Origin of the sequence: Streptomyces sp. NBC_00667, from assembly GCF_036226825.1 — a bacterium.
GTDB lineage: Bacteria > Actinomycetota > Actinomycetes > Streptomycetales > Streptomycetaceae > Streptomyces.
This window is the reverse complement of record NZ_CP109022.1, coordinates 5,189,209-5,207,161: the sequence shown is the minus strand read 5'-3', so window position 1 is coordinate 5,207,161 and position 17,953 is coordinate 5,189,209. Positions and strand designations below refer to the sequence as shown.

The window sequence follows — 17,953 nt, the reverse complement described above, 5'->3', positions numbered from 1 at the left end:
TGCAAAGGGGCGGCTGCGGGCGGGGTGCCCGGGCCCGGCCCGTCGGGTTCAGGCCGGGACGCGCCAGAGACTGAGGCGGCGTTCGACCGTGACGAGGAGCTGGTTGAAGGCCACCCCGATCGCGGAGATCGTCACGATGCCCGCGTACATCTGCGGAATGGCGAAGTTGAACTGCGAGGCGTTGATCAGATAGCCCAGTCCCGCCTTGGCGCCGATCATCTCGGCGGCGACGAGGACCAGGATCGACACCGCGCCGGCCAGCCGGATGCCCGTGAAGATCGCGGGCACCGAGGCGGGCAGGATCACCTTCTGGAACAGCCTCGGGGTGGACAGGTCCATCGAGCGGGCCAGTTTCACCAGCGTCGGGTCGGCGTTGCCCACCGCGCTGATGGTGTTCAGCAGGATCGGCCAGACGCAGGCGTAGACGACGATCGACACCTTCGACGTCTCCCCGATGCCCAGCAACAGGACGAACACCGGCAGCAGCGCCAGGGCCGCCGTGTTGCGGAACACCTCCAGCAGCGGCCCGAGCAGGACGGCGACCGGCCGGTACCAGCCGATCAGCAGGCCGAGCGGGACGGCGACGACGACGGCGATGGCGAAGCCGCCGAACGAACGGGTGAGGCTGGCCCGGGTGTGTTCGGCGAGCTGTCCGTCGCCGAGCAGCTCCCACCAGGCGCGGGCCACTTCGCTGACCGGGGGCAGGAAGGTCGCGTCGACCAGGCCGAGCCGCGGCGCCGTCTCCCAGACGACGAGCAGGGCGATGATCGCCGCCGAGCGGAGCAGCCCGGCACCCAGCCGGCGCAGCGCCGACGCGCCGATGGCGGCGGCGCGGCCTGGCGGGCGGGCCGCGGCCCGGGCTGCGGCCCGGGCTGCGGGCGGCGCCGGACGCGGGGGGTTCCGTACCGCCCCGGTCGCGGTGGCAGGCGCGCCGGCGGCGGCGTGCACGGCGGTGGTGGGCACGGCGGCGGCAGGCGGCGCGACGGCCGCCGCGGGGGCGTCGTCAGCCGCCTCCGGCGCGACGAGGGCGGTGGTGTCGGTTCCGGCGCTCATACGGTGGCCTCCTCCTTCTCCAGTTGCCGGGCGCGGACCACTTCGTCGTGGAGCAGCGCCCAGATCTCGTGGCGGTAGCGGGCGAACTCCGGGCTGGACCGCAGGTCCTCGCCCGTCGCCCCGTCACCGCGGTCGCCGAACGACACCGGGACGACCGCCTTGACCCGCCCCGGGCGGGAGGTGATGACGGCGACCCGCTGACCGAGGTACACGGCCTCTTCGATGCCGTGCGTGATGAACACGATGGTTTTGCCGGTGCGCTGCCAGATGCGCCGCAGCTCGTCCTGGAGCGATTCGCGGGTCTGGGCATCGAGGGCGGCGAACGGCTCGTCCATCAGCAGTACGTCCGGGTCGTAGGCGAGCGAGCGGGCGATGGCGACGCGTTGGCGCATGCCGCCGGACAGCTCGTGCGGATGCCGGTCCTCGAATCCGGTCAGGCCGACCAGGTCCAGGAACTCCCGCGCCCGGTCCCTGCGTTCACGGCGGGGGACGCCCCGCGCCTCCAGGCCGAATTCGATGTTGCCGAGGGCGGTCCGCCAGGGCAGCAGCGCGTACTGCTGGAAGACGATGCCCCGGTCGAGCCCGGGCCCGGTGACGGGCTCGCCGTCGAGCAGGATCCGGCCGGAGGTGGGCCGGGTCAGACCGCCCAAGAGGTCCAGCAGGGTGGACTTGCCGCAGCCGCTGGGGCCGACGACCACGAGGAACTCGCCCGCCCGGATCTCCAGGTCGATGCCGTCGAGGGCGGTGAACTCCCCCTCGCCGTCCTCGCGCTTCTTCTCCTTGGTCGGGAAGGTCTTCGTCACGGAGTCGAACACGATCTTCGCCATGGCGGCCGTCAGCCCTTTCCGAGTCCGTTGAACTCGTTGGTGTAGAGATCGCCGGGCCTCAGCCGGCCCTTCTTGATCTCGCCGCGGCCGCCGAGCCAGTCGAGCCAGATCTGGAACTCCTTGTCGGCGATGCGGCCGCCGGGCTCGGCGACCCCGTAGGAGCGCCAGTACTGGAGCGTCGAGGTGTCCTCGTTGCGGCCGCGCTTCTTGATGATCTCCGTCATGCGGGCGACGACCTCCTCGCGCGGGGTGGTACGGGACCACTCGATGGCCTTGGCCACGCCGGTGGTGAAGGTCCGTACGGTGTCGGGGTTCTCCTTGATGAAGCGCCGCGTCATCACGTACGAGCCGGCGCTGAACGCGCCCAGCAGCTCGAAGTCCTTGAACAGCGGGCGTATCCCGCCGGCCGCCAGGGCCTTGTCGCGCAGGACGCCGCTGAGCACACCGACCTCGATCTGCTTCTGCCTCAGGGCCTGTTCGGTGTTGACGGGCGGGACGACGAGGGATTCGACCTTGCCCGCGTCCGCTCGGGAGAGGCCGTTGCGCTCCAGGTAGATGTCGAGGAGGGCCTGGGCGTGGGCGCCCAGGGTGTTCATGCCGACCTTCTTGCCGATCAGGTCGCGGGCGGAGCGGATCGGGCTGTCCTCCAGGACGTAGTAGCCGAGGTAGGTGTCCTTGTCGGAGCCGTAGTAGGAGACGACGGCCTGGATCTGGGCCTTGCTCTCGGCGAGCTTGACGACCGCGCCGTTGAAGGCGCCGCCGAAGTGGGTCTGGCCGGTGGCGGCGGACTGGATGTCCTGGGGGCCGCTGATGGTGTTGCCGACCCATTCGAGGGTGAGTCCGCCGAGGTGGCCGAGGTCGGCGGCGAGCTCGGGGAGGGTGACCGAGCCGACCGCGCCCTGGTACTTGAGGGTGGTGACCTGCTTGCCGGAGCCGCCGTCGGCGGTGGCCGTGCCGCAGCTCACCGCGGCCGCCGAGATGCCGAGCAGGGTGAGGAACTGGCGCCGGGAGGTGGGGGTCGAGGTGAAGGCTGCGGGCATGGCGGGTCCTTGTCGCGGGATCTGGGAAAGGGTTACGGGGCGGGGGTCAGGACGGCGCCGGCCGTGGCGCGCAGGGCTTCGGCGAACTCGTCGACCGCCTGGAAGAGGTCCAGCTCCGCCTCCGGCCGCAGCCGGTCGGGGCCGGAGCCGCGCTCGACGGAGGAGTCCAGGACGAACCGGCCGGCGGTGACGTGGCGGGCGCCGAGCGCGGCGAGGACCGGGCGCAGGGCGTAGTCGATGGTCAGGACGTGGGCGAGGCTGCCGCCGGTGGCGAGCGGCAGGACGGTCTTTCCGGCGAGACCGTCCTGCGGGAGCAGGTCGAGGAAGGCCTTGAGCAGACCGGTGTACGAGGCCTTGTAGACCGGGGTCGCGATGACCAGGCCGTCCGCTTCGGCCACGGCTTCCAGGGCCCGGCGGATCTCCGGCTCGCCGCGGCGGGCGGACAGGAGGTCGGCGGCGGGCAGCTCGCGCAGGGCGAGGTGCGCGGTCTCGAAGCCCGCGTGGGTGAGTCTGCGCAGGACGTGGTCGGCTACGACGGCGGTGCGGGAGTGGACGGAGGGGCTGCCGGTGAGGGCGAGCAGTCGGGGCACGGGGGTCTCCTGGTGCGGCGGGTCGCGGGGCGGTGAGGGTCAGTCGGTCGCCGTGGAGGCACCGGACGGGATCCCGAAGGCGGGGTCGGGCACGGCCTCCGGGCTGATCAGGCGGGACGGGACCCCGTCCGGGCCGACCGGGACGTCGCCGTCGACGGTGACGCGGCGCAGGGTGCGCTCGTGGTCTTCGGAGTCGTCGACGCCGTAGTGCTGGGTGGCGCGGTTGTCCCAGATCGCCACGTCGCCGGCCTGCCACCGGTGGCGGACGGTGTTCTCGGGGCTCTCCACGTGCGCCTGGAAGAGGTCGAGGAGGAGTCGGGAGTCCCGGCCGGTGAGGCCGCTGATCCGCTGGACGAAGTTGCCGAGCAGGAGAGTGCGTTCGCCGGTCTCGGGATGGACGCGGACGACCGGGTGCTCGGTGAGGAAGGTGGTGGAGGTGAACACCTCGCGGTACTGGGCGAGGGCCTCGGGGAGGGCGTCGGGACGCAGGGCCGCGTAGTCGTACTCGTTGGAGTGGACGGCGCGCAGGCGGTCGGCGAGGGCGCGGAGCGGCTCGGGGAGGTGGGCGTAGGCGGTGGCGGTGTTGGCCCAGAGGGTGTTGCCGCCGTAGGGGGGGACGGTGACGGCGCGGAGGATGGAGAAGGCGGGGTAGGCGGGCACGAAGGTGACGTCGGTGTGCCACTGGTTGGCGCGGGCGCCGTGGTGCGAGTCGATGCCGAGGGCGTAACGGCCGTCGGCGGAGGGGACGGTGGGGTGCGCGACGGGCGTGCCGAGCAGGTGCGCGAAGGCTTCGTGGCCGGCTTCGTCGAGGTGCTCCTGGCCGCGGAAGAAGACGACCTTGTGGGCGAGGAGCGCGGCGCGGATGTCGGCGACGGTGGCGGCGTCGAGGTCGCCGCCGAGGCGGACGCCGTCGATGCGGGCGCCGATGCGCCCGCCGATCCTGGTCACGGTGACGGCGGTGGTGGCGGTGGTCATGGGGGCTCCCTGAATGTGCGCGCCGGACTCCACCGGCGCGGGGAAGGCGCCGGTGGGTGGCAGCGGTGGTGACGGGACCCGGCGCTCGGGCCGGGCGGGGGTACGGCGTTCAGGCCGACGGTGATACGGCGGTGGCGCGCGCCCGGGCCGTTGGGGGTGCGGCGCTCCGACCTGCGGGGTGCGGCGGTGGTGCGGCGCTCCGGCCCGCCGGGGTACGGCGTTCGGGCCGGGCGGACGCCTCGGGGGCGGCGCTCAGGCGCGGCGGGGGGCCGGACAGCGGCCCTGACACTCGCCCGGCGCGGTACAGCGGCCGGGGGTGTGGAGCCGCGGGGCGAGGAGCTCGTTCGCGGACATGTCCCGGAGCGTGGCAGCGGCCGGCTCGACGGTCAACCCCCGCCGAGCGACCCCGGAGCGGCCCGTCCCGCGCACCCCCACACCCCCCTGACCAGCACGTTCATCCCCCACCGCAGGGCACGCCGATCCCGCCTGAGCGGCCGGAAACGGTGGCCGGATTTCACGCCTCTGCAACGCCCCCGCCACGCCGGCGCCCCGGACCCGGCGTGAACCAGGGGGTCCGGCCACTCGCCCCGGCCGCCCGGGCCGCCCCGGCCGCCCGGGCCGCCCGGGCCGGCGGCGCGGGCTCGGCGGCGCGGGCCGGCGGCGCGGGCCGGCGGCGCGGGCCGGCGGCGCGGGCCGGGGTGTCTGACCTGGGAGTGCGAGATCACATCCGGGGGTTATGGTCTCGATTGAGCGGCCCCCCTAGCATTCGAGCCATGACGGTCCTGCCTGACGACGGGCTCTCCCTGGCCGCCGAGTTTCCTGACGCGACACATGAGCAGTGGCAGCGCCTGGTTGAGGGCGTACTGCGCAAGTCGGGCAAGGAAGTCACCGGCGAGGCAGCTGAAGACGCTCTGTCCACGACGCTTGAGGACGGGCTCCGCACCCGCCCGCTGTACACCGCACGCCCCGGCGGGGACGCCACCGGTTTCCCCGGCTTCGCCCCCTTCGTACGCGGCGGCCGGCCCGAGGGCACCTCCGCCTCCGGCTGGGACGTGCGCCAGCGGCTCGCCGGGACCGATCCGGCGCGGGTCAACGAGGCCGCGCTGGCCGATCTGGAGAACGGCACCACCTCCCTGTGGCTGACCCTCGGCGAAGGCGGCTTCCCCGTCACCGGCCTCGGCCGCGCCCTTGAGGGGGTCTACCTCGACCTCGCCCCGGTCACCCTCGAGGCCGGCGCCCAATACGCCGACGCCGCCCGCGCCTTGCTGGCCCTGTACGCCGAACGCGGGGTGGCCCCCGGGGCCGCCCGCGCCTGCCTGGGCGCCGACCCGCTGGGCCACGAGGCCCGTACCGGTGAACCGCTGGAGCTCGCGGAAGCCGCCGCCCTCGCGGCCGGCACGGCCGACGCCTGGCCCCACGTACGGGCCCTGACCGTGGACGCCCTGCCCTACCACGAGGCCGGGGGCAGCGCCGCCGAGGAGCTGGGGCTGTCGCTGGCCACCGGCGTGGCGTACCTGCGCGCCCTCACGGAGGCCGGTCTCGGCCAGGCGGCGGCCCTCGGGCAGCTGGAGTTCCGCTACGCCGCCACCGCCGACCAGTTCCTGACCATCGCCAAGCTGCGCGCCGCGCGCCGCCTGTGGGCCCGCGTCGCCGAGGCCTGCGGGGCCCCGGAGGCGGGCACGCAGCACCAGCACGTGGTGACCTCGCCGGTGATGATGACCCGGCGCGACCCGTGGGTGAACATGCTGCGCACCACCGTCGCCTGCATGGCGGCGGGCGTGGCCGGCGCGGACGCCGTCACCGTGCTGCCCTTCGACCACGAGCTGGGCCTGCCGGACGCGTTCGCGCGCCGGATCGCCCGCAACACCTCCACCATCCTGCTGGAGGAGTCGTACCTGTCCCGGGTGATCGACCCGGCCGGCGGCTCGTACTACGTCGAGCAGCTCACCGACGAACTCGCCCACGCCGCCTGGGCCTTCTTCCAGACCATCGAGAAGGCCGGCGGCCAGGCGGCCGCCCTGCGCTCCGGTCTGGTCGCCGAACGGCTCGCCGCCACCTGGGCCGAGCGGTCCGAGAAGCTGGCCAAGCGCCGCGAACCCGTCACCGGCGTCAGCGAGTTCCCGCTGCTGTCGGAGAAGCCCGTCGTGCGGGAACCCGCACCCGCGGGACCCACGGGCGGTCTGCCGCGCGTGCGGCGCGACGAGGCGTACGAGGCGCTGCGCGCACGCAGCGACGCACACCTCGCCGCGACCGGCGCCCGGCCGAGGATCTTCCTCGCCGCGCTCGGCCCGGCGGCCGCGCACACCGCGCGCGCCACGTTCGCCGCGAACCTGTTCCAGGCGGGCGGCATCGAGCCGGTCCACGACCCGGTGTCCGTGGACCCGCAGACGGCGGCCGCGGCCTACGCCGCGAGCGGCGCGGACGGCATGGCGGTGCTGTGTTCCAGCGACGCGCTGTACGAGGAGCAGGCCGGGGCGGTGGCCGCCGCGCTGCGCTCGGCGGGCGCGACGACCGTGTTCCTCGCCGGGAAGCCCGGAACCGCCCAGGACGCAGTGGACGAGTACGTCTTCGCCGGCTGTGACGCCGTCGCCGTGCTGTCCTCCGTACTCGACCGGATGAAGGTGGCGTCTTGAGCACCGCGATCCCCGATTTCTCCGAACTCCCGCTGGACTCCGGGACGGCGCCGTCCGGTTCCGAGGAGCAGTGGCGGGCCGCCGTCAAGGAGTCCACCGGTACGGCGGCCGCGGACCTGCTGTGGGAGACGCCCGAGGGCATCGGCGTGAAGCCGCTGTACACCGGGGCCGACCTGGAGGGCCTGGACTTCCTGCGGACCTACCCGGGCGTGGCGCCGTACCTGCGCGGCCCGTACCCGACGATGTACGTCAACCAGCCCTGGACGATCCGCCAGTACGCCGGTTTCTCCACGGCGGAGGAGTCCAACGCCTTCTACCGGCGCAACCTCGCGGCCGGCCAGAAGGGCCTGTCGATCGCCTTCGACCTGCCCACGCACCGCGGCTACGACAGCGACCACCCGCGGGTGACGGGCGACGTCGGCATGGCGGGCGTGGCGATCGACTCGATCTACGACATGCGGCAGCTGTTCGACGGGATCCCGCTGGACAAGATGACGGTGTCGATGACGATGAACGGCGCGGTGCTGCCCGTCCTCGCGCTGTACATCGTGGCGGCGGAGGAGCAGGGCGTCTCCCCCGACAAGCTCGCCGGGACCATCCAGAACGACATCCTCAAAGAGTTCATGGTCCGCAACACCTACATCTATCCGCCGAAGCCCTCGATGCGGATCATCTCGGACATCTTCGCCTTCACCTCGCAGAACATGCCGAGGTACAACTCCATCTCGATCTCCGGCTACCACATCCAGGAAGCCGGGGCCACGGCCGACCTGGAGCTGGCGTACACCCTGGCGGACGGCGTGGAGTACCTGCGCGCCGGGCAGGCGGTGGGTCTGGACGTGGACGCGTTCGCACCGCGCCTGTCGTTCTTCTGGGCGATCGGCATGAACTTCTTCATGGAGGTCGCGAAGCTGCGCGCCGCGCGACTGCTGTGGGCGCGCCTGGTCAAGCAGTTCGACCCGAAGAACGCCAAGTCCCTGTCGCTGCGCACCCATTCGCAGACCTCCGGCTGGTCGCTGACCGCGCAGGACGTCTTCAACAACGTGACGCGCACCTGCGTCGAGGCGATGGCCGCGACCCAGGGGCACACCCAGTCGCTGCACACCAACGCCCTGGACGAGGCGCTCGCCCTGCCGACGGACTTCTCGGCGCGGATCGCGCGCAACACCCAGCTGCTGCTCCAGCAGGAGTCGGGTACCTGCCGGTCGATCGACCCGTGGGGCGGCAGCGCGTACGTCGAGAAGCTCACCTATGACCTCGCCCGGCGCGCCTGGCAGCACATCCAGGAGGTCGAGGCGGCCGGCGGTATGGCGCAGGCCATCGACGCGGGCATCCCGAAGCTGCGCGTGGAGGAGGCCGCGGCGCGCACGCAGGCGCGGATCGACTCGGGGCGGCAGCCGGTGATCGGCGTGAACAAGTACCGGGTGGAGAACGACGAGGCGATCGACGTCCTCAAGGTCGACAACTCCTCGGTGCGCAGCCAGCAGATCGAGAAGCTGCGGCGGCTGCGCGAGGAGCGGGACGAGGCGCGTACGCAGGACACGCTGCGGGCGCTGACGAACGCGGCCGGCAGCGGGGAGGGCAACCTGCTCGCGCTGGCGGTGGACGCGGCGCGCGCCAAGGCGACGGTCGGTGAGATCTCGGACGCACTGGAGAAGGTGTACGGGCGGCACGCGAGCCAGATCCGTACGATCTCGGGTGTGTACCGCACCGAAGCAGGCGAGTCCCCGTCCGTGGAGCGCACGCGTGCGCTCGTCGACCGGTTCGAGGAGGCCGAAGGCCGCCGTCCGCGCATCCTGGTCGCCAAGATGGGCCAGGACGGGCACGACCGCGGCCAGAAGGTGATCGCGACGGCCTTCGCCGACCTGGGCTTCGACGTGGACGTCGGCCCGCTGTTCCAGACCCCGGCGGAGGTGGCCCGCCAGGCCGTCGAGGCGGACGTCCACGTGGTGGGCGTCTCGTCGCTGGCGGCCGGTCACCTGACCCTCGTACCGGCGCTGCGCGAGCAGTTGGCGGAGGAGGGCCGCGAGGACATCATGATCGTGGTGGGCGGGGTGATCCCGCCGGCGGACGTCCCGACGCTGCTGGAGATGGGCGCGACGGCGGTCTTCCCGCCGGGCACGGTGATCCCGGACGCGGCGCACGACCTGGTGACGCGGCTGGCCGCGGACCTCGGTCACGAGCTGTAGGGGCGGCGCGAGACGATGGCTCCGAAGATCGACGTCGAGGCCTACGCCAAGGGGGTGCTCGACGGGAAGCGCGCGTTCATCGCGCGTGCCATCACCCTCGTCGAGTCCACCCTGCCCGCCCACCGGGGCTTGGCGCAGGCGCTGTTGACGGAGCTGCTGCCGCACGCGGGGCGCGCCCGGCGGATCGGCATCAGCGGGGTGCCGGGCGTCGGCAAGTCGACGTTCATCGACGCGTTCGGGACGATGCTGACGGGCCTGGGCCACAAGGTGGCGGTCCTGGCCGTCGACCCCTCGTCGACGCGGACGGGCGGCTCGATCCTGGGCGACAAGACCCGGATGGAGCGGCTCGCCGTGGACCCGGCGGCCTTCGTGCGGCCCTCGCCGTCGGCGGGGACACTGGGCGGGGTCGCCAAGGCGACGCGCGAGTCGATGATCGTGATGGAGGCGGCGGGCTACGACGTGGTCCTCGTCGAGACCGTCGGCGTGGGCCAGTCGGAGACGGCGGTCGCGGGGATGGTCGACTCGTTCCTGCTGCTGTCGCTGGCCCGTACGGGCGACCAGTTGCAGGGCATCAAGAAGGGCGTCCTGGAGTTGGCGGACGTCCTGGCGGTCAACAAGGCGGACGGCCCGCACGAGCGCGACGCGAAAGCGGCGGCGCGCGAACTGTCGGGCGCGCTGCGGCTGATGCACCCGACCGACGCGGCGTGGACCCCGCCGGTCCTGACGTGCAGCGCCCGCGAGTCGGCGGGCCTGGACGAGGTCTGGAACCGGCTCGAACAGCACCGCCGGCTGCTGGACGCGGGGGGCCGCCTCGCCGCCAAGCGGGCGGCGCAGCAGGTCGAGTGGACGTGGTCCATGGTCCGGGAGGAGCTGCTGGAGCGGCTGCGCGCCGACCCGGCGGTACGGGCCCTCGCACCCGGCCTCGAAGCGGCGGTCCGGGAGGGCACCGTGACCCCCACGCTGGCGGCGGACCGGATCCTGGGCGCCTTCGGGGGGCTCTGAGCCGCAGCGCTCGGGGCCTGAGCCCGGATCCCGTGCGGGCCCGGGCCCCGAGCCGGGTCGGGCCCGGACCCGGGCCCGGGCGCCCGGCGGGTCAGGCTCCGACCAGGACCGGGTCGCCCGAGGACAGTGCCGCCCGCAGCACCCGGGACTGCTCGGCCGGGTCGTCGGTGGCGAGCAGAGCGGACAGGACCGCGATCCGGGCCTGTCCCGCGCGCAGGGTGCCCGTCGGCACGGCTCCGGCGGCGACGAGGTCGACCGCGCCGCCGTGCGTGTAGATCTCCGTGACCGGGCCGGCCGCCACGCGCGTGGTGAGCGCGACGAGGACCCCGCGGGCGACGGCGGCGGCGACGGCGTCCACGATTTCCGGCGTGGCGTTGCCGGCGCCCGTACCGATCAGGACGATCCCGCGCGCCCCCGCCTCCACGGCGGCGTTCAGCAGCGTCGCGTCACCGTCGGCGTGGTGCATGACCATGTCCACGCGCGGCGGGAGTTCCGGCATCGCGGGCAGTGCGAGCGGGGCCGGTCGCTGCGGGGTGCGCAGTACGGTGACCTTCCCGAAGCCGACCTTGCCGAGCAGTTCCTTCGAGGGGTCCGCGAACGCGTCCAGGGCCACGGCCTGCGTCTTCACGGTGCCGCGGGCGGCGTGCACCCGGCCGGCGAAGGCGACCAGTACGCCGAGCCCGCGCGTGGTGGCGGCGGTCAGCAGCGCGTCGTAGAGGTTGCCGGGGCCGTCGCCGTCGGCGGAGCCCATGGGCAGCTGCGAGCCGGTGAAGACCACGGTGCGGGGGTCGTGGTGGTGCAGGTCGAGCAGGAAGGCCGACTCCTCCAGGGTGTCGGTGCCGTGCGTGACGACGACGCCCTCCACGTCCGGGTCGGCCAGCACCTCGTGGACCGTGCGCAGCAGGGTGAGCTGGTGGGCGGTGGTCAGCCGGGGGCTGTTCACGCTGAACAGGTCGACCACCTCGACGGTGACGCCCTCGGGCAGGGGCGCGGTGGCGATCACCTCGCTGCCGTCGGCGTCGGCGGCGAACCCGGAACCCTGCCAGCGGCTGGCTATCGTCCCGCCGGTGCTGATGACGACGACGCGTCCCATCCCTTGCCCCACCTTCTCTCGTACGACGTCCGCACAGATTTGCTACAACCGGCAATGATAGAGAGATCTACGCGCAATGCGATTGCCGATTGCGGCACGACGGGCCGGAACGCTTGGGTGATAATTGCGTGATGGACGCCATTGACCGGGAAATCTTGCGCGAGCTCCAGCGCGACGGCCGCCTCAGCAACCAGGAGCTGGCCCAGCGCGTGGGCCTGACCCCCTCCCCCTGCATGCGCCGGGTGCGGCAGCTGGAACAGGACGGGGTGATCCAGGGCTACCGCGCGGTGATCGACCCCGAGGCCGTGGGCCGGGGCTTCGAGGTGCTGGTCTCGGTCGAAGTCCGCCGCGACCGCGCCGCCGTGGAGGCCTTCGAAGCCGCGCTCCAGGACATCCCCGACGTCATCGAGGCCTACCGCCTCTTCGGCAGCCCCGGTTGCCTGCTGCGCATCGCGGTGGCGGACCTGCGGGCGTACGAGCGCCTGTGGATCGAGCAGCTCACGGCCCTGTCGGGGGTCACCGAGGTCAACTCGCAGATCATCATGAAGCGGATCAAGGAACCGACCGGCCTGCCGGTGTAGCCGGGACCGGCCCCCGTCCCGTCAGCCCGCGGCGGCCCGCGTCCGCACCACCCCCACGTCCACCGCGTCCACCGGCACCCGCGGATCGGACTGCACCTGGGCCAGCACTCCGGCGAAGGACGCGGCGAGCGCCTCCACCGTGCTGCGCTCGTAGGAGTCGGAGCGGAAGTCGAGGGTGAACCGCGTACCGGCCCCGGCGACGCGCAGCGTCAGCGGGTACGGGGAACACCCCGTGGAGCGGACGCCCTTGAGGGTGATGCCCGCCGAGGTGGCGGCCCCGCACGAGCCGTCCGGACCGTACGGGCCGTCCGGGCACGCTTCGTGGACCACCAGCGAGTCGAACGGCCTCGCCGGGCCCTCGCCCGGGTGACGGTCAAGCGCCCGCACGAGCTGCGCCACCGTGTCGCCCCGTGCGTAGCGGACCCGTACCGCGACGGTGCGGGCGAACAGGCCGACCGGTTCCCGGGCGCCGGGCGGTTCGGTCGGCCGACCGGTCTCGCTCACGCCGAACACCACGTCGCGGCGGCCGGCCAGCCGGGCGAGCAGGATCGCCCAGGCGCCCCGCACCAGCGTGTCCGGGGCGATCCCCAGCTCCGCGGCGCGCCGGGACAGCCCCAGCGCGTCGCCCGCCGCCACCTCGACCTCGACCCGGCCGGTCCCGGCCCCGTCCGCAGGCCCGGCGGCCAGGGGGGCGGACTGCGCCGGGGCGTGCGCCTCCCCCCGCAGCGGCCCGAGCCCGTGCAGGTGCTCCCCGCGGCCCGGCGCGGCCGCGAGCAGCGAGGCGTCCCCGCCGACGCCGTAGAGCCGGGCCAGGTCCTTCATCAGCACCGCTGCCGACCGGTCGTCGAACAGCGCGGGGTGCGCGGTGACCACGAGGTGCGCGCGGTCCCCGAGGCCGATCAGGGCGAGCCGGACCAGCGGCGGGGCGAGCGGGTCGAAGCGGGCGGCGCGCTCGGCGGCGAGGAGCCGCCCGCTCTCCGCGTCACGGACGGCCTCGTCGGCTCCCGCCAGGTCGAGGTGCCGCCAGGGCAGCGGCACGTCCTCGGGGACGATCCGCACGAGGTCGCCGCCGGCGGCCGTGACGAACCCCGCCCGCAGGTTGGGGTGGCGGACCGCCAGGGCCTGCCCGGCGGCCCGCATCCGTACGGGGTCCACCCGGCCTTCCACCGGGATGACGAACTGCACGGGGTGGACGGCGGGCGGGGACCCGGCCGGGCCGGCGGGACGCAGGAGGGCCGACTGGGCGGCGGATACCGGCCGCACCTCGGCCAGCCGCCCGTAGCGGGCCTCCCACTCCTCGATCTCCGCCTGCGCCACCGTCACCAGCGGCACGTCCGAGGGCGTCAGGCCACCGGCACCCGGCCGCCGGGCGTCGCGGGCCAGGCCGGTGAGCGCGGTGACCCAGAGGCCGGCCAGCTCCGACACCTCCGCCTCGGACAGCACGCCCGCCGGGAAGCCGAAGGAAGCGGTGAGTTCGCTGCCCGCCCCGCCCTCGGTCGCCCGGGCTTCGATCTCCAGCGCCGAGGGCGCCGGCGCCTGCCCGTCCGGCGCCGGAACCCGCTCCTGCCCGTCGGCGGCCGGTAGCCAGCCGAGGCCCCGCAGACCGACCGGCATGTCGCCCTCGCCGAAGCGGCGCAGGAACCCGAAGCCGATCTGCGGCTCCGGGTACGCCGCCAGTTCGGGGGCGGTCCCCGGGTTGAGGTGGCGCAGCAGCCCGTAGCCGAGTCCCTCGCCCGGGACGGCGCGCAGCTGCTCCTTGACGGTCTTGAGGGCGCGCCCGGCGGCGGGGCCCCCGGCGAGTGCCTCGTCCAGGTCGATGCCGCCGGCGTCCAGGCGTACGGGGAACGCGGCGGCGAACGGGCCGAGGGTCCGGTCCGGATCGGCGCCCGCCGCCGCGTCGAGGTTGCGGCCGTCGCCTTCGAGGCGGATCAGGGAGGAGGTCTGCGCACCGCCCCGGCCCCGGCGCCATTGGGCCAGCGCCACGGTCAGGGCGGTGAGCAGTACGTCCTCGGCCCGGCAGCGGAAGGCGGCGGGGACGGTGGTCAGCACGGGTTCCCCCACCGCCGCCGGGACCCGTACCCGTACGGTCTCCATGGTGGCCGTCACGTCCACGGCGGGGTCGGGACGGCGGCTGCCGAGGACGGCGTCCGGAGCCGCGAGGACCTCCCGCCAGGCCGGCAGCTCGGCGACCTGCTCCGGACGGGCCGCCTGTCGTTGCCGTGCGTGCGCCCAGCGGCTCACGGAGGCTCCCGCCCGGGGCAGCGCGGCGCGCCCGCACCGGGCCCGGGCCCAGGCGTCGGCCAGGTCGGGCAGCAGGATCCGCCAGGACGCGGCGTCGGCGACGAGCCGGTGCAGGACGACCAGCAGCCGTCCGGTGCCGCCCCGCCCCACGGCGCTGCGGTCGAACCACACGAACTGGGCCATCACCCCGGCGGCCGGGTCCAGCCGGCCGGCGGCCGCGTCCAGTTCGGCGGCGATGAGGTCTTCGTCCCACGGGCCGCCGCACGGGATCCGGCGCACCAGCGTGGCCGGGCCCACGAGTTGGACGGGCTCGATCCGCAGCCCGGGTTCCGGGTACTGCACCAACCGGGTGCGCAGCACGTCGTGGCGGTCCAGGACCGCACCGAGGGCCGCCATCAGGGTCGACCGGTCGGTCTCCAGGGGGAGTTCGAGCAACTGCGCCCGCGCGGACCGGTCCGTGACGCCGCCCCGGCCCAGCAGTTGCCGGGCCGCGGGGAGCAGCGGCATCCAGCCGGTGCCGTCGCCCTCCGGTTCGGCGGGCTCCGGGGTGTCGCGGGTCCGTCCGGCGGCGACCACCGCCAGGTCGGCCACGGTGCGGTGCTCGAATATGTCCTTCGGGGTCACGTCGGCGCCCCGGGAGCGGGCCCGGGCGGCGGCCTGGACGGAGCGGATGCTGTCACCGCCGGCCAGGAAGAAGTCCTCGTCCACGCCGACCCGTTGCAGACCGAGCACCTCCCCGACCGCCTCTGCGAGCACCTCCTCCGTGGCGGTGCGCGGGGCGCGGTGGACGCGGTCGGCGAGGTCGGGTGCGGGCAGCGCCGCCCGGTCCAGCGTGCCGTCCGCCGTCAACGGCATCCGGTCGAGCACCGTGAAGGAGGCCGGCACCAGGTGGTCGGGCAGCCGCGCGCAGACGAAGCGCCGCAGCTCGGCCCCGTACCCGCCGCCGACGCCGTCCTCGCCGCCGCCGAGTACGACGTAGGCCACCGGGCAGGGGCTGCCGCCGTGGCCCTCACCGGCGACTACCACGGCCTGGGAGACGGCCGGATGGGCCGTCAGCGCGCCCTCCACCAGCGCCGCTTCGATGCGCAGCCCGCGCACGGTGACCTGCGCCGCGGCGGGGCCGAGGACCTCCAGCCGGCCGTCTGCGCCCCATCGCGCCAGGTCGCCCGTCCGGCACATCCGGCCACCGGCCGGGCCGAAGGGGTCCGCGACGAACCGCTGCGCCGTCGCGCCGGGCCGCCCGGCGTGGCCGCGGCCGACGTCGCCGGCGCCGGCGACGTACAGTGCGCCGACCGCCCCAGGCGGCACGGGCGCCAGACCCGGCCCGAGTACGTAGGTCCGTACGCCGGTGGCGTCCGGGCCGTGCTCGGGGAACTCCGGGAGGCAGAAGGCGTCGGCCCGGCCGTAGGCGTCGACCACCCGTACACCGGGAACGGCCGCCCGGGCCCGGTCCGCGAGCCACGCGGGCAGCGGCTCTCCGGTGAAGACCAGCGCGCGTACGCCGGTCCCGGGCGGGATCCGGTCCGCCAGGGCGGCGAACGCGTACGGGGTCGTACTGATCACCTGCGCGGGGCGGCCACGGGACTGTGTCAACGCCTGCTCCGCATAGCTGAGTTCGACGCTGCCTCCGGCGCAGAGCGGGGTGAGGATCTCGTACGCCGACGCGTCGGAGCCGGACCGGGACCCGGCGAGCATCCGCCGGCCGGCGAGGACACCGAGGCGCCGGGTCAGCCTGCGGACGCCGTCGGCCAGGTTCCGGTGGGTGACGACGAGCCCACCGGGCTCTCGGGCTCCGTACAGCACGCAGGCCAGGTGGTCGGGGAGCGGGCCGGCGCCCCGGACCGGGCCTCCGGCAGCCCCGTCGCCGATGTCCTCCACGCACAGCAGCGGGACGTCTCCGCAGGGCAGGGTGGCCGCGGTGGCGGAGCCGGTCAGGATCAGCACCGGGCGCGCGTCGGCGAGTACGGCGTCGAGCGGCGGCGCGCCGGCCCGGTCGGGATCCAGCGGCAGGCAGCCCGCGCCGGACTTGAGGACGGCGAGCAGGCCGACGACGTGCGCGGCGCTCCGGGGCAGCGCGAGCCCGACGAGGCTCTCGGGACCGGCGCCCCGCCGGATCAGCTCCCGCGCCACCCGGTCGGCCCGGGCGTCCAGTTGCCCGTAAGTGAGGGAGCGGTCCGCATCGAGGACGGCCACGGCGTCCGGAGTGGCCCGCGCCTGACGCGCGAAGAGCGCGACGACCGTCTCCCCGGGCCCCGCGGCGGCCGTCTCCCCGGGTCCCGCGGTGGCCGCGCCGCCGGCCAGCCCCAGCAGCCGTTCGCGCTCGTCGTCGTCGAGGACGTCCACGGCGCCGACCCGGACGCCCGGGTCCGCCACGATCCGGCGCAGCACGCGCAGGAACCGGGCGGCGAGCCCCTCGATCGTGCCGCGGTCGAAGAGGTCGGTGGCGTAGGAGAGGCGGACCCGCGCTCCTCCGGCCGGGTCCGGGACGATGAGGAAGGACAGGTCGCAGGTGGCGGCGGCGGTGCAGGCGGGCTCGAAGGCGACCCGGAGGCCGGGGACCTCGATCTCGGGCGGGGCGGGCTGCCAGGCGCACCGCACCTGGAACAGCGGGTGGTAGGCGGTGGAACGCTCGGGGGCGATGAGCTCCACCAGCCGCTCGAACGGCACGTCGTGCAGGTCGTACGCGTTCAGCGCCTTGGTGGCGGCCGTCCCGAGGAGGTCCGAGAAGGAGGGGTTGCGGGTCAGGTCCAGCCGTAGCACCCAGGTGTTGACGAAGAAGCCGACGAGGTCGGCGAAGGCTTCCTCGGTGCGGTCGGTGACGGGGCAGCCGATCGTGAGGTCGTCGCCCGCGCCCAGCCGGTGCAGCAGCACGGCCAGGGCGGACTGCATCGTCACCGGTACCGTCGCGCCGTGGCCGGCGGCCAGCTCCTCGATCCCGGACAGCAGCTTCGGCTCGATCGTGAACTCGTACAGGTCACCGCGGTAACTCGCCGCCGGGGGACGCGGGCGGTCGGTGGGCAGCGCCGACGGCTGGGGGACGCCCGCCAGTTCCTCGCGCCAGTAGGACACCTGGGCCGCCGCGAGGCCGGCGGGGTCGTCCTCGTCGCCCAGCAGGTGGCGCTGCCACACCGTGTAGTCCTGGTACTGCACGGGCAGTTCGCCCTGCCCGGGTGCGCGTCCCGCGCGCCGCGCCCCGTAGGCGGCGAACAGGTCGCGCGCGAGGGGCCTGCCCGACTCGTCGTCGCAGGCGATGTGGTGGGCGACCAGCACCAGCAGGTGCTCCTCGGGTGAGCACCTGAGCACGCTCGCCCGTACGGGGATCTCCGCCGTGAGGTCGAACGGATGGGACACGGCGCGCGCCACGGCGGTCGGCACCTCCTCGGGCGCCACGTCGGTCACCGGCACGGACAGCGGCACGCCGGCCGGCGGCACGATGCGCTGGAACGCGTCGCCGTGCTCGTCCTCGACGAACAGCGTGCGCAGGCTCTCGTGCCGGGCCACCAGGTCCCGTACGGCCGCCTCCAGCGCGTCCGTGTCCAGTTCGCCCCGCAGGCGCAGGACGAAGGGCACGTTGTAGGTGGCCGAGGGGCCTTGGAGCCGGTGGAGGAACCACAGGCGGCGCTGGGCGAACGACAGGGGGATCATCTCCGGCCCCGGGGGCGGCGTCCGGTGTGCGCTTGCCGGGTGACCGGATCGTTCGTGGTGCCGATGTCAGACATCCCGCCCCAT

11 protein-coding genes are annotated in these 17,953 nt (G+C 74.4%); 4 read left to right on the top strand and 7 right to left on the bottom strand.

All coding sequences use genetic code 11. The annotated features are described in order from the left end of the window. Positions 1-48: 48 nt before the first annotated feature. The 5 genes from OHA81_RS24105 to OHA81_RS24085 are packed head-to-tail and all read right to left on the bottom strand — an operon-like array spanning position 49 to position 4,485. Positions 49-1,053, bottom strand: a complete 1,005-nt coding sequence (locus OHA81_RS24105; RefSeq protein ID WP_329199101.1) for an ABC transporter permease — start codon at positions 1,051-1,053, stop codon at positions 49-51. After that, a complete protein-coding gene (locus OHA81_RS24100; RefSeq protein WP_329199099.1) occupies positions 1,050-1,880 on the bottom strand; it encodes an ABC transporter ATP-binding protein in 831 nt (276 codons plus the stop codon). Before OHA81_RS24100 ends, OHA81_RS24105 begins: the two co-directional genes overlap by 4 nt. 8 nt (positions 1,881-1,888) lie before the next feature. Beyond that, positions 1,889-2,920, bottom strand: coding sequence for an ABC transporter substrate-binding protein (locus OHA81_RS24095; protein ID WP_329199097.1), 1,032 nt, complete (start codon positions 2,918-2,920; stop codon positions 1,889-1,891). 32 nt (positions 2,921-2,952) lie between these two features. Then, positions 2,953-3,510, bottom strand: coding sequence for an NADPH-dependent FMN reductase (gene ssuE, locus OHA81_RS24090; protein WP_329199094.1), 558 nt, complete (start codon positions 3,508-3,510; stop codon positions 2,953-2,955). A gap of 39 nt (positions 3,511-3,549) precedes the next feature. After that, a complete protein-coding gene (locus OHA81_RS24085) occupies positions 3,550-4,485 on the bottom strand; it encodes a TauD/TfdA dioxygenase family protein (RefSeq protein WP_329199093.1) in 936 nt (311 codons plus the stop codon). Between the two features lie 773 nt (positions 4,486-5,258). Between OHA81_RS24085 and OHA81_RS24080 the strand changes: the two genes are divergently transcribed. From OHA81_RS24080 to meaB, 3 genes are read left to right on the top strand one after another with little or no spacing between them, the layout of a single operon-like run. After that, positions 5,259-7,118: a methylmalonyl-CoA mutase family protein gene (locus OHA81_RS24080; protein ID WP_329199091.1), complete on the top strand. Its 1,860-nt coding sequence runs from the start codon at positions 5,259-5,261 to the stop codon at positions 7,116-7,118. Then, entirely contained in the window at positions 7,115-9,307 is a 2,193-nt protein-coding gene (scpA, locus tag OHA81_RS24075) for a methylmalonyl-CoA mutase (protein ID WP_329199089.1), read from the top strand. Before OHA81_RS24080 ends, scpA begins: the two co-directional genes overlap by 4 nt. Before the next feature lie 15 nt (positions 9,308-9,322). After that, positions 9,323-10,309, top strand: a complete 987-nt coding sequence (meaB, locus tag OHA81_RS24070) for a methylmalonyl Co-A mutase-associated GTPase MeaB (RefSeq protein WP_329199087.1) — start codon at positions 9,323-9,325, stop codon at positions 10,307-10,309. Positions 10,310-10,400: 91 nt separating this feature from the next. Here the strand turns inward: meaB and OHA81_RS24065 are convergent, their stop codons facing one another. Next, positions 10,401-11,402 carry an asparaginase gene (locus tag OHA81_RS24065; protein WP_329199085.1) on the bottom strand — a complete coding sequence of 334 codons (1,002 nt, stop codon included), beginning with the start codon at positions 11,400-11,402 and terminating at the stop codon, positions 10,401-10,403. Positions 11,403-11,533: 131 nt separating this feature from the next. On the opposite strand from OHA81_RS24065, the gene OHA81_RS24060 reads away from it, so the two are divergent. After that, on the top strand, positions 11,534-11,983 hold the full coding sequence (locus OHA81_RS24060) for an Lrp/AsnC family transcriptional regulator (RefSeq protein WP_329199083.1): 450 nt from the start codon (positions 11,534-11,536) through the stop codon (positions 11,981-11,983). A 21-nt stretch (positions 11,984-12,004) separates the two neighbouring features. Here OHA81_RS24060 and OHA81_RS24055 read toward each other — a convergent pair whose 3' ends face one another. Next, positions 12,005-17,869, bottom strand: a complete 5,865-nt coding sequence (locus OHA81_RS24055; RefSeq protein ID WP_329199081.1) for a condensation domain-containing protein — start codon at positions 17,867-17,869, stop codon at positions 12,005-12,007. Between the last annotated feature and the right edge of the window lie 84 nt (positions 17,870-17,953).

Excerpts from the sequence above, each read along its gene's own strand:
- OHA81_RS24060 (WP_329199083.1), top strand. The coding sequence starts at position 11,534 with ATGGACGCCATTGACCGGGAAATCTTGCGCGAGCTCCAGCGCGACGGC.
- OHA81_RS24105 (WP_329199101.1), bottom strand. The coding sequence starts at position 1,053 with ATGAGCGCCGGAACCGACACCACCGCCCTCGTCGCGCCGGAGGCGGCT.
- OHA81_RS24095 (WP_329199097.1), bottom strand. The coding sequence starts at position 2,920 with ATGCCCGCAGCCTTCACCTCGACCCCCACCTCCCGGCGCCAGTTCCTC.
- OHA81_RS24080 (WP_329199091.1), top strand. The coding sequence starts at position 5,259 with ATGACGGTCCTGCCTGACGACGGGCTCTCCCTGGCCGCCGAGTTTCCT.
- meaB (WP_329199087.1), top strand. The coding sequence starts at position 9,323 with ATGGCTCCGAAGATCGACGTCGAGGCCTACGCCAAGGGGGTGCTCGAC.
- OHA81_RS24065 (WP_329199085.1), bottom strand. The coding sequence starts at position 11,402 with ATGGGACGCGTCGTCGTCATCAGCACCGGCGGGACGATAGCCAGCCGC.
- OHA81_RS24055 (WP_329199081.1), bottom strand. The coding sequence starts at position 17,869 with ATGATCCCCCTGTCGTTCGCCCAGCGCCGCCTGTGGTTCCTCCACCGG.
- OHA81_RS24100 (WP_329199099.1), bottom strand. The coding sequence starts at position 1,880 with ATGGCGAAGATCGTGTTCGACTCCGTGACGAAGACCTTCCCGACCAAG.
- OHA81_RS24085 (WP_329199093.1), bottom strand. The coding sequence starts at position 4,485 with ATGACCACCGCCACCACCGCCGTCACCGTGACCAGGATCGGCGGGCGC.